Origin of the sequence: Bacillus sp. PSXD-155 (genome assembly GCF_049310765.1) — a bacterium.
GTDB lineage: Bacteria > Bacillota > Bacilli > Bacillales > Bacillaceae_G > Bacillus_A > Bacillus_A cereus.
Window position 1 is genome coordinate 1 of sequence record NZ_JBMOWC010000093.1, and the last position, 10,622, is coordinate 10,622.

The window sequence follows — 10,622 nt, forward strand, 5'->3', positions numbered from 1 at the left end:
TCGTTATGGTTACCGTCGCATTCGTGATGAATTAACGAATCGTGGCCAGAAAGTGAACCACAAGAAGGTTCAGCGCATTATGAAAGAGCTTGGGTTAAAGTGTGTTGTGCGTATGAAGAAATATAAATCCTATAAAGGAAAAGTCGGTAGAATTGCACCTAATATTTTAGAGCGTAATTTTCATACAGATGCACCGAATCAAAAGTGGGTAACAGACATCACAGAGTTTAAATTGTTTGGAGAAAAACTGTATGTATCACCTGTATTAGATTTGTATAATGGTGAAATTATTACCTATACAATTGGTTCTAGACCGACGTATTCGCTTGTTTCAGGCATGTTAGAGAAAGCATTGGAACGTTTACCTGAAACCCACCAGCTACTGATGCATTCGGATCAAGGATGGCATTATCAAATGAGACAGTACGTCCGGACACTTGAATCAAGAGCTATCGTCCAGAGTATGTCTCGAAAAGGCAACTGTTACGACAACGCAGTAATAGAAAATTTCTTTGGGATTATGAAGTCGGAGTTCCTCTACATAAAAGAATTTGAAAATGTAGAGCACTTTAAAATAGAATTAGAAAAATATATAGATTATTATAATACGAAACGGATTAAGGCAAAATTAAAAATGAGCCCAGTACAATACCGGACTCACTTTTATCAAGCTGCCTAATGAAATAACCGTGTCTAACTTTTAGGGGTCACTTCATAATCCTACTCTTTTTTTAACGTTAACTAGAATTTTAAAAGAAATCCTTCATCATTTTAGCATCTTTAATATTCACTATCACACTGTCTACCTTATCTTTCTTCTCATTTTTAGCGATTGTAATTTGTTCTTTATTATCAACCCATACAAGAAATTCTTCTTTTGAGTCATCTTTATATGTAACGGTAATAGTAGAATGTGCAGATTCTCTCTTTTTTTGATCTAAAGTGATTGTTTTAGGTGTTCCATTTTGAACTGCTGAAACGATAGATTTTATCATTTCTTCGTTATCTGTTTGAGATTTGGAAGTAGTATGATTTGTTGTTTTTAGTATTTCAATGTCTGAAATATTTGCGGAGTTTAATTGAAAGGTATGTTGTGTGCGTTCTTGCTTAACTTGTGAAGCTTTATCTGTAGCCGAGGTGCTTGTACAACCTATTAAAGTGAAAGATAGAGCGGTTAGAGCGCATATAGATATGATTTTTTTCATAGTATCCCTCCTTAAATTTAATTATAACAATTTTCTGTTAATTTAGGTAGTTATTGTAAGGAGAAGATGTTTTAAAGTGGTAAATGATGTTGTTCATTTTCTATTAAAATTAAAATTCACATAATTTTTTTCATATTTTATGTTTAACATTTCGAAAATAGGTGTACTACATATAATATAACAAATAATTCATTTTAAAGGAGGAAGTTAAAGATGGAAACGAAGTATAGTAAACCTTTTGTATATGAATTTATTACGGAGAAAGAGGTCATGAATGCGGCGAATGATCTAGTGAAGAAAGGAATAGAACAAAAAGATATTTACGTGTTAACACATGAGAAAGAGAGGACAGATAGAATCGCAGATAATGCAGACGTGAACACGATTGGAATAAAAGAGGAAGGACTTGGGACAAGCATTATTAATGTCTTTCAAAAAACGGGAGATCAGTTAAGAAATAAGATGCAGGAGTTAGGGCTTAATGAGGAAGAAGCAAACTTCTACGAAGAAAAGCTGGATGAAGGAAAAATCTTGTTATTCGTTAAAGATTTAGAAAGAGTCGGTGAATGGTTACAAGAAAGAAGATGCACGTATTCTCTTTAAATTTGTATCCTTTAAATCTATAAATCTATTACGAAAAGGAGATGGGAAATATGAGTGAGAGCGGTCTAAAAGAACAAATTACGGGTAAAGTTGAAAAGAAAAAAGGACAAGTAAAAGAAGGGATTGGTGAAGTTACAGAAGATAGAGAGTTGAAAAATGAAGGGAAGTGGGAGAAGACGAAGGGAACTATAAAAGAAAAAGTCGGAAAAGTGAAACAAAAGATAAGTGATGGATTGGATAATAAAGAATAATACATGTTTATCAAGCTTTGGTTACATACCAAAGCTTGATAAATCAAATATAAAAACAATATAGGAGGTTTAATTGTGGGACTTATTATTACGTGTATTGTAGGTGGACTTATTGGTGCGTTAGCTGGAATGATTACGGGAAAAGACTTTCCTTTAGGTATAGTTGGTAATGTGATTGCCGGATTAATTGGATCTTGGGTAGGTAGTGCGTTATTTGGTCATTGGGGTCCTGAATGGGGAGGCATTTTCGTTCTTCCAGCGTTATTAGGTGCAATCGTCTTTATTTTAATCGTTACATTCTTCTCTAGAATGTTGCGGAAAGCGTAAGTATGATAATGAATAGTAATCTTAAGTTTATTATATATAGCTATAAAATTAATGAACTGATAAATATACATAAAAAAGCATCCAATTAAACTAATTTGGATGCTTTTTTAATGTAATCTACATAGGAATGAGTGGGGGATGAAGGCCCCCACTCATTGAAATTACACTTTTTATTATGTATTAAACCGTCGTTACTTTTTCACAATTATTTATTCTTACGACCTGCCTCGGTTCTATATGAGATAAGTTCTCGTTATTACCTATATCAACTACAATTGTATTCGTTAGTATGTTAATAATGGAACCAACTAATTTTGTAGCATGATCGTGTCGATAAGAAAATTGAACGAAATCTCCCTTTTTAAAGCTGTGCTCTTCCATAGATAGATCCCCCTAAAAATAATGTTTATACATTATACATACACAAATTTATAAGTTTTAAACATTTGATAGTATTTTTTACGTGTTAAGCCGAGAAAGGTGTAGAAAATTTATCCCGCTTTAACGGGCAGTAAGACCCCCACCTCAAAATTTAGCAGAGCAAAGAAATTAGGTGGGGGATCAACTGCCCATAAAAGTCCGATTGGTTCAACTAATAATCAGTGGGGGATGAAGAAAACCCCCACTGATTAAAGTTTCACTTTATTTATAATAAAAATAAAAAAATATGTTTAAAACTAATTTTTATGGGTAATTAAATAGTAAAAGTTCGAGATAAGGGGGCGGAAATGATGAATTTGGAAATAAATATTTTGCAAAATGATGTAGGTTATACGGTACAACTTAATGGTGAGATTGATGCGTATACGGCATCAGATTTAAAAAATAAGGTAATGCCTATTACAAGCGAAAAAGAGGTTCATATCGTAGTAGATTTTCATAACGTAGATTATATGGATAGTACTGGTTTAGGTGTTTTTATAGCGCTATTAAAAGCAGTTAAGAAAAATGATGGAAAACTAGAGTTTATCGGTGTATCTAAAAGATTAAAAAGATTATTCGATATTACAGGGTTAACAGAAATATTAAATTTGAATTCCGATTTTGAAAAAGTAGAAAGAAGGTGACTAGGGATGATGGAGAGATTTGAAAAGATAGAAATGAAAATTCCTGCAAAGGCAGAATATGTGGCTATTATTCGTTTAACAATGGCTGGTGTTGCGAATCGAATGGGCTTTGCTTATGACGATATAGAAGATATGAAAATTGCTATTAGTGAGGCGTGTACAAACATTGTACAACATGCATACAAAGAAGACGTTGGAGAAATTACAATTGTCTTTGGGCTATATGAAGATCGATTAGAAATTATGGTTGCGGATAATGGGGTTAGCTTTGATTTTAATAACTTAAAAAGAAAAGTTGGTCCGTATGATATTAGTAAACCAGTAGAACATTTGCCGGAAAATGGTTTAGGTTTATATTTAATCAATACATTAATGGATGATATACAAATTATGCATGATGAGGGCATGACAGTTTTAATGACAAAATATATACAAAGAGAGCAGGTGGAGAATGATGGAAATCCAATCTCAACCTACAACTCTTACTAAAGAAGACGTTATTAAGCTAATTGCAGAATTCCAACAAAACCAATGTAATGAAGCGCAGGAAAGGTTAGTTGATCATTATAAAAATCTCGTATATTCCATTGCATATCGCTATTCAAAAGGCGGGCCGATGCATGAGGATATTATACAAGTAGGGATGTTAGGGCTCTTAGGTGCAATAAGAAGGTATGATTATTCGATAGGGAATGCTTTTGAGCCTTTTGCAATACCTACGATAGTAGGGGAAATAAAGAAGTATTTACGTGATAAAACTTGGGGCATTCACGTTCCAAGACGAATTAAAGATTTGGGCGGGAAAATTAAACTTGCGATAGAGGAGTTAACAGATCACCTGCAACGTTCACCGAAGATAATAGAAATTGCAAATCATTTAGGACTATCGGAAGAGGAAGTTCTAGAGATTATGGATGCGAAAAATAATTATCGAGTATCTTCCTTAGATGATGTAGTTGAAAATTCATCTGATGGAAGTTCGGTAGCGAGAATTGAATCTGTAGGTGAAGTAGAGCAAGGATATGAAGAGACAGAAAGGCGTCTCGTTTTAAAGGATATTTTTAACGTATTAAATGATACGGAAAAGAGTGTTATTCATTATATATTTGGAGAAAATTTAAATCAAAAAGATACAGGGGAACGGTTAGGTATTTCACAAATGCACGTTTCTCGTATTAAAAGACAAGCGATAAGTAAATTGAAGCAAGCCGCGTTTTTAGATACATAAAAATTTAAAATAATTATGTTTAAAACATGAGAAAAGGGGTACTTATTAAGTATAGGAGGAGATATGAAAATGTCACACGATGTGAAAGAACTAATCGAAGGATTGAATGAAGATTTAGCAGGAGAATACTCAGCAATTATTATGTATAACCATAATGCAGCTACAGTTTCTGGTATATATAGACAAGTGTTAAAACCTTTCTTTGAATCTGAAATTAGTGATGAACAAGGACATGCCCTATATTTAGCGGAGAAAATTAAGACGCTAGGTGGTACACCTACTACGATCCCTTTACCAGTGAAACAAGTAGAAGATGTTAGAGAAATGTTAGAATCCGCTAGACAATCAGAATATGAAACAATTAAGCGTTATGAAACGAGAAAAGAACAGGCAGCGAAATTAAATATGACAGAGTTAGTTGTAAAACTAGAAGATATGATTGCAGATGAAACTAATCATATGGAAGAATTAGATCGTCTTTTAAATGATAAAGCAATGGTTTTAAATTAAAAGTAGAAATTTATAGAGTGAAAGAACAAATTCCTATTTCTAGGGGTTTGTTCTTTTGTTGTATAAATATGTTTGAGTAAGAAATTTTCATTTTGTAACTGAGTATGTAATACTAGAAAAATAGAAAATGATAATAGATTTACATTTTAAATAAGAAAAGGGGAAATAACTTGTGTCCATTTTAATTGTCGATGATAATCCGGTTAACATCTTTGTAATTGAGAAGATTTTAAAACAAGCCGGATATCATGATCTTGTATCGCTCAATTCTGCACAAGAGCTCTTCGAATACATACAGTTTGGAAAAGATTCTTCCAGGCATAATGAAATTGATTTAATACTATTAGATATTATGATGCCTGAAATTGATGGACTTGAAGTTTGTAGGCGATTACAAAAAGAGGAGAAGTTTAAAGATATTCCTATTATTTTTGTTACAGCTTTAGAGGATGCAAATAAATTGGCCGAAGCTCTTGATATGGGGGCAATGGATTATATTACGAAACCTATAAATAAAGTTGAACTATTAGCACGTATGCGTGTAGCGTTACGCTTGAAATCAGAATTAAATTGGCATAAAGAACAAGAAGAAAATCTTCGGAATGAACTAGATTTAGCTACGCAAGTACAAAGAAACTTATTAAGTAGCCCATTAAGAGAAGATTATATAAAAATTGAAGCAAGTTACTTACCTTCATTTAAATTAGCTGGAGATATGTATTATTGGTATAAAATCGATGAAAACCGCTACGGTATTATATTATTAGACGTGATGGGACATGGTATATCTGCTTCATTAGTTTGTATGTTTATTTCGTCTGTATTACGTGAAACAATTAAATGTTTAATTGATCCAGAACTCGTTATTAAAGAGTTAAATAAATATATGACCCTTTTACATAATGAAAATGATAATATTCCTTATTATTTTACGGCCATATACTTAGTTGTTAATACAGAAGATAGAACAGTTGAATATGTAAATGCAGGGCATCCTGCTGGATATGTTTTAGTTGATGAAACAAATGTAGTTGAACTAGATCGCGGGAGTTGTGCGGTAGGATTTTTTGATGAAATAAAAGTTAAAAAAACAGTTATACCTTTTGAGAAGAACGCTCAAATATTATTGTTTACAGATGGTGTTCTTGAAGCCATTGCAAATGATGAATTTGAGTCTGAAGAGAAATTACGTACTTTTACAGAAAGAAAATGGGGAGATTTAGAAGGCGAGATAGAAGGGTTTTACAAGGAAGAACAAAAGAAAGCGCAATCAGATGATATGTGTCTCATTATGATACAAACGAATGCGAAATAAAAAGCGTATGAAATCCAAACAGAGGATTTCATACGTTTTTTATTGTATTTTTTGATAAATTTGTTCACTAGGATTAAATTGGGTATAATGTGGCATTATCTTTGAAAAACGAAGAGTTTCTTTATTTCCTAAACATAGAAATCCATTGTGACTTAAGCTTTCATAAAATAGTTGCTGCACTTGATTTTGAAGTTTACTTGTAAAGTAAATTAAAACGTTACGACAAAGTATAATATGAAACTCGTTAAAAGATTGATCGGTTACTAAATTATGCTGTGCAAAAATAATGTTTTGTAACAGTGAAGGATTAAAATAAGCAAAACGATTATCTGTTGAATAATAGTTAGAAAATGCTTGTGTACCGCCAGCTTGTAAATAGTTTTTCGTATAAGTTTGCATTTTATTTAACGGGAGGATGCCTTGTTTTGCTTTTTCTAACACATTTGTATTCATATCTGTTGCGTAAATAACCGACTTTTCACTTAATCCTTCTTCGTGAAGTAAGATGGACATCGATAATACTTCTTCACCAGTTGCGCATCCAGCATGCCAAATTCTAATTTCAGGTTGCTTTTTCAATTCAGGAATAACATGCTCTCTTAGTGCTTTAAAAAAGGCAGGGTTACGGAACATCTCAGTTACATTAATCGAGAAATCATTTAATAACTGTTCTAAAACCCCTTCCTCGTGAATTACTTTTTCAATTAATTTTGAAATGGTTGGGATATTAGAGAGCTGCATTCGATTACAAATCCTTCTATAAATAGATGTACGAGCATATTGGCGAAAATCAAATCCTGATAGTTTAAATACCGCTTCCAATAATAATTCAATTTCTAAGTTCGTGCGCTCATCCGTATCTACTGATGGATCAAAATTATAATACTTATTTTCCACTCCAACTAAACCTCACTTATTTTATTAACCATACACTCATTACCGAATAGAGTTGATGTAGGTTTAATGGTTTACTTATATAATCTGAAGCGCCAGCAGATAAACATTTTTCCTTATCATTTGGCATTGCTTTAGCAGTTAATGCGATAATAGGTATTTCATGTAACCCTAAGTTCATTCGGATATTTTCCATCGTTTCATAACCGTCCATATTAGGCATCATAATATCCATTAAAATAAGGTCAATATTTGTATTACTTTTTAGTATTTCTAAACACTCTAAGCCGTTTTGGGCAGTAATAATGTTGGCATTTTGTTTTTTTAATGCATTTTGTAACGTAAATATATTTCGATGATCATCATCGACAATTAAAATGGTTTTCTCTTGGAAGACGTTATTTGTTTCGGTAGTAACGATAGTTTCTTCAACAACTTCAGCAGGAATAACATCTTCTATCGTTGCTGCGACTTCTAAATTGGATAACTGTATATCATGTAATCCATTTGGAAGGCTAGGAATAAATACCGTGAAAGTACTACCTTCTCCTACATTACTCTCTAACGTAATCCAACCACCTAACAATCTAGCAAACTCTTTACAAATAGATAAACCTAGTCCTGTACCACCATACTTTCGAATCGTTGCTCCATCTGCCTGTTGAAAGGCTTCGAAAATAAGTTGATGCTGTTCTTTAGCGATACCAATACCAGTATCTTTTACTGAAATTGTAATCCAATCTTTACTTATAGACTGCATATCATGACTTAAATTGGTTGTTTCTATTGAATCGAAATGTAAAGAAACGGATCCTTTTTCTGTGAATTTAAATGCATTGGATAATAAGTTTTTAATAATTTGCTCGATCCGTTTTGCATCTGTATAAAACAGATTAGGAATCGTATCACTGTCTTCAATCGTAAATTCGACATTTTTTTGTGCAGCTATATGTAAAAAGTTTTGATGCATATTGGCTGCCATGTCACTTATGTTCGTTGCTTCAAAAATGATGTCTAGTTTGCCTGCTTCTACTTTAGATAAATCTAGTATGTCATTAATTAAAGTAAGTAAGTCTTTCCCTGATGAATGAATGACAGTTGCTAGTTCAATTTCATCATCCGATAAATGATTATCATGATTTTCTCTTAACATTTCAGATAATAGTAAAATACTATTTAACGGTGTGCGTAATTCATGTGACATATTTGCTAGGAACTCAGATTTGTATTTTGAGCTGCGTAACAACTCGCTTGCTTTTTCTTCTAATTCTGATTTGGTAATTTGTAAGTCAGCTGTCTTTTGTTCAGCTTCTTCAGTTCTAGACTCTAATTGTTCATTCGTTGTTCGTAATTCTTCAGCTTGCATTTGTAGTTCTTCAGCTTGCGTTTGTAATTCTTCTGATTGAACTTGTAACTCTTCTGTCATTGCTTGTGATTCATGTAAAAGAGTTTGAATTCGCATACGTCCTATAATGCTATGGATTGTTAAACCTAGATTATTAATAGTTTGTTGAATTAAATCTTGATGTAAGTCTGAAATCTCAGTTACACTTACTAACTCCATTACTGCAATCACCTCATCCTCAAATAAGATAGGGATGACTAGTAGATTTTTAGGACGTATTTCTAATACTCCGCTAGTGACATACCGAAACTCTTCTGGTATATCCCTGAGAATAAAACTTTTCTTTTCTAAGGCAGACTGTCCAATGAAACCTTCACCCATTTTAATGGATGGTTTTCCAATATCAGCACCTTGATCGGCGAAAGAAGCTTTTTTCACATAGTAGACAGTTTCTTCATATTCTTCACGTACATAAAATGCACCGCAAGAAGTTTGCGTTTTTTGTATAATTCCACTAAGAATTTTTTTACCTAACATCTCAATAGAAGATACACCTTGATACATTAAAATTAATTCTGCGAGCTCAGTTTGTAACCACTCTCTTTTCGATATTTCGTCTAGTAGGTGGTTCGTTGTATGAGCAAGATCTTTTATTTCATCATGTGTATTTACATGAATTCTTTCCGTAATTTTTTCTTTAGAAGAAATTGATTTAATAGCTTGAATTACATTTTTAATCGTTTTTGTAATGGAATTCGAAATATAGAGTGAAACGATAATGGAAATACAAGAAAGTAAGAACAATAAACTGTATAACCAAATCTCTAATTTATTATTTTCAATATCTAATTGTGCTGCTCTTTTTTTCGTTAATTGCTCCTCAGTGCTCCGGAAGTTAGTTACCTGTGACTGTAAGGACTGAATTTGAGTCGTGTCGATTGTTTGTACATTATTACTATTATTATTTGTAATGAGTGGGTGAATCTCTTTATTAATCCAACTAGTAATGTTTTCGTTAATCTGTTTTAATTTTTCTTGCTGAGAGGGGTTATCCTCTAATAAAGCAAAAAGATCATGATAATGTTTTTCGTAATCCTTTTCCGCAGAGTTAAGGGATTGCACGTAATTAGGGTTATTAGAAATGATAAACCCTTTCGCTTTATTTTCAATTGTTAGTAACTCTTTCTCCACTTGATTCGTTAAATTGAGAACTTTAAAATCGTGATCAATAATAAAATTACGAGATTTTTGTAAGCTGGAAATCTCATTGTTTAACATAATGAAAGAAACAAGTAAGAACAAAATGATAACTAAATAACCAGCCATAATTTTGTAGCGAATACTAAATTTTGCTTTCGAGTTCATTAAAAATTCCTACCTTCAAGGTTATTAAAACTTTTCTATTTTAAAGAATGAAAAACGTAATATATATTATATCAGTTTTCATAAGGCCAAACTAGAAATCCCCCTATTGTATTAGGGGGTTCTTTTTTTATAGAGGAAATCATTTTGAAATATAAAAACATATATGAAAGGTAGTAAACGAGGGAATAGAGGATAACAAACATTCTAAGAAGGGAAGAGTGTTCTTAAAGCTCTTTTTGCATCTATTCCTTCAAAAATAAATAATATAAGATCTTTCTTTTTTACAGTAAGGAAAAAGGATACTAGAGTGCTTAAATTTTTGATTGATGTCATTGTTCCATGTTTACTTATAAACAAATTAGCTTGAAATGTTGTCATTAAAGCATAAAAATGATGAATCTGAGTTATTGTAGGTGTTTCATTATAAGAAATAGTAGTAGAGTGAATGGCGTTCATCGTAATATTCCTTTCCATATAGTAAGCATAACAATATAAACATACCCGTTTTAAAA

14 protein-coding genes are annotated in these 10,622 nt (G+C 32.2%); 9 read left to right on the forward strand and 5 right to left on the reverse strand.

Annotated elements, in window-relative coordinates; translation table 11 throughout:
* Nucleotides 1-679, forward strand: a 679-nt coding sequence (locus ACO6VI_RS32080) for an IS3 family transposase (RefSeq protein WP_422423579.1), incomplete at its 5' end; no start/stop codon positions are given.
* A gap of 70 nt (nucleotides 680-749) precedes the next feature.
* Here ACO6VI_RS32080 and ACO6VI_RS32085 read toward each other — a convergent pair.
* Nucleotides 750-1,205, reverse strand: coding sequence for a hypothetical protein (locus ACO6VI_RS32085; RefSeq protein ID WP_000720864.1), 456 nt, complete (start codon nucleotides 1,203-1,205; stop codon nucleotides 750-752).
* 213 nt (nucleotides 1,206-1,418) lie between these two features.
* Between ACO6VI_RS32085 and ACO6VI_RS32090 the strand changes: the two genes are divergently transcribed.
* From ACO6VI_RS32090 to ACO6VI_RS32100, 3 genes are all read left to right on the forward strand, one after another.
* A complete protein-coding gene (locus tag ACO6VI_RS32090) occupies nucleotides 1,419-1,808 on the forward strand; it encodes a general stress protein (RefSeq protein WP_000448820.1) in 390 nt (129 codons plus the stop codon).
* Between the two features lie 50 nt (nucleotides 1,809-1,858).
* Nucleotides 1,859-2,059, forward strand: a complete 201-nt coding sequence (locus ACO6VI_RS32095) for a CsbD family protein (protein ID WP_000004263.1) — start codon at nucleotides 1,859-1,861, stop codon at nucleotides 2,057-2,059.
* Nucleotides 2,060-2,134: 75 nt separating this feature from the next.
* Complete coding sequence (locus ACO6VI_RS32100) at nucleotides 2,135-2,386, forward strand: GlsB/YeaQ/YmgE family stress response membrane protein (RefSeq protein ID WP_000522903.1); 252 nt, start codon at nucleotides 2,135-2,137, stop codon at nucleotides 2,384-2,386.
* Nucleotides 2,387-2,566: 180 nt separating this feature from the next.
* Here ACO6VI_RS32100 and ACO6VI_RS32105 read toward each other — a convergent pair whose 3' ends face one another.
* Nucleotides 2,567-2,767: a hypothetical protein gene (locus ACO6VI_RS32105; RefSeq protein WP_000391019.1), complete on the reverse strand. Its 201-nt coding sequence runs from the start codon at nucleotides 2,765-2,767 to the stop codon at nucleotides 2,567-2,569.
* A 347-nt stretch (nucleotides 2,768-3,114) separates the two neighbouring features.
* Between ACO6VI_RS32105 and rsbV the strand changes: the two genes are divergently transcribed.
* The 5 genes from rsbV (at nucleotide 3,115) to ACO6VI_RS32130 (ending at nucleotide 6,506) form a co-directional block, all read left to right on the forward strand.
* Nucleotides 3,115-3,453, forward strand: coding sequence for an anti sigma b factor antagonist RsbV (gene rsbV / locus ACO6VI_RS32110; protein ID WP_002106052.1), 339 nt, complete (start codon nucleotides 3,115-3,117; stop codon nucleotides 3,451-3,453).
* Between the two features lie 6 nt (nucleotides 3,454-3,459).
* On the forward strand, nucleotides 3,460-3,942 hold the full coding sequence (rsbW, locus tag ACO6VI_RS32115; RefSeq protein ID WP_003269702.1) for an anti-sigma B factor RsbW: 483 nt from the start codon (nucleotides 3,460-3,462) through the stop codon (nucleotides 3,940-3,942).
* Nucleotides 3,905-4,681 carry an RNA polymerase sigma factor SigB gene (sigB, locus tag ACO6VI_RS32120; protein ID WP_015055091.1) on the forward strand — a complete coding sequence of 259 codons (777 nt, stop codon included), beginning with the start codon at nucleotides 3,905-3,907 and terminating at the stop codon, nucleotides 4,679-4,681. The genes rsbW and sigB overlap by 38 nt, the downstream gene beginning before the upstream one ends.
* Nucleotides 4,682-4,750: 69 nt before the next feature.
* Nucleotides 4,751-5,191, forward strand: coding sequence for a ferritin-like domain-containing protein (locus tag ACO6VI_RS32125; RefSeq protein ID WP_000017755.1), 441 nt, complete (start codon nucleotides 4,751-4,753; stop codon nucleotides 5,189-5,191).
* A 172-nt stretch (nucleotides 5,192-5,363) separates the two neighbouring features.
* Nucleotides 5,364-6,506, forward strand: a complete 1,143-nt coding sequence (locus ACO6VI_RS32130) for a fused response regulator/phosphatase (protein WP_063546676.1) — start codon at nucleotides 5,364-5,366, stop codon at nucleotides 6,504-6,506.
* Nucleotides 6,507-6,545: 39 nt separating this feature from the next.
* On the opposite strand, the gene ACO6VI_RS32135 is transcribed toward ACO6VI_RS32130, so the two are convergent.
* From ACO6VI_RS32135 to ACO6VI_RS32145, 3 genes are all read right to left on the reverse strand, one after another.
* Nucleotides 6,546-7,403, reverse strand: coding sequence for a CheR family methyltransferase (locus tag ACO6VI_RS32135; protein ID WP_000429045.1), 858 nt, complete (start codon nucleotides 7,401-7,403; stop codon nucleotides 6,546-6,548).
* A 16-nt stretch (nucleotides 7,404-7,419) separates the two neighbouring features.
* Entirely contained in the window at nucleotides 7,420-10,110 is a 2,691-nt protein-coding gene (locus tag ACO6VI_RS32140) for an ATP-binding protein (RefSeq protein WP_001084964.1), read from the reverse strand.
* Between the two features lie 204 nt (nucleotides 10,111-10,314).
* Nucleotides 10,315-10,566, reverse strand: coding sequence for a hypothetical protein (locus ACO6VI_RS32145; RefSeq protein ID WP_000991350.1), 252 nt, complete (start codon nucleotides 10,564-10,566; stop codon nucleotides 10,315-10,317).
* Nucleotides 10,567-10,622 lie beyond the last annotated feature (56 nt).

Coding starts and splice junctions, on each gene's coding strand:
- ACO6VI_RS32085 (WP_000720864.1), bottom strand. CDS start 1,205: ATGAAAAAAATCATATCTATATGCGCTCTAACCGCTCTATCTTTCACT.
- ACO6VI_RS32090 (WP_000448820.1), top strand. CDS start 1,419: ATGGAAACGAAGTATAGTAAACCTTTTGTATATGAATTTATTACGGAG.
- ACO6VI_RS32095 (WP_000004263.1), top strand. CDS start 1,859: ATGAGTGAGAGCGGTCTAAAAGAACAAATTACGGGTAAAGTTGAAAAG.
- ACO6VI_RS32105 (WP_000391019.1), bottom strand. CDS start 2,767: ATGGAAGAGCACAGCTTTAAAAAGGGAGATTTCGTTCAATTTTCTTAT.
- rsbV (WP_002106052.1), top strand. CDS start 3,115: ATGATGAATTTGGAAATAAATATTTTGCAAAATGATGTAGGTTATACG.
- rsbW (WP_003269702.1), top strand. CDS start 3,460: ATGATGGAGAGATTTGAAAAGATAGAAATGAAAATTCCTGCAAAGGCA.
- sigB (WP_015055091.1), top strand. CDS start 3,905: ATGATGGAAATCCAATCTCAACCTACAACTCTTACTAAAGAAGACGTT.
- ACO6VI_RS32125 (WP_000017755.1), top strand. CDS start 4,751: ATGTCACACGATGTGAAAGAACTAATCGAAGGATTGAATGAAGATTTA.
- ACO6VI_RS32140 (WP_001084964.1), bottom strand. CDS start 10,110: ATGAACTCGAAAGCAAAATTTAGTATTCGCTACAAAATTATGGCTGGT.
- ACO6VI_RS32145 (WP_000991350.1), bottom strand. CDS start 10,566: ATGAACGCCATTCACTCTACTACTATTTCTTATAATGAAACACCTACA.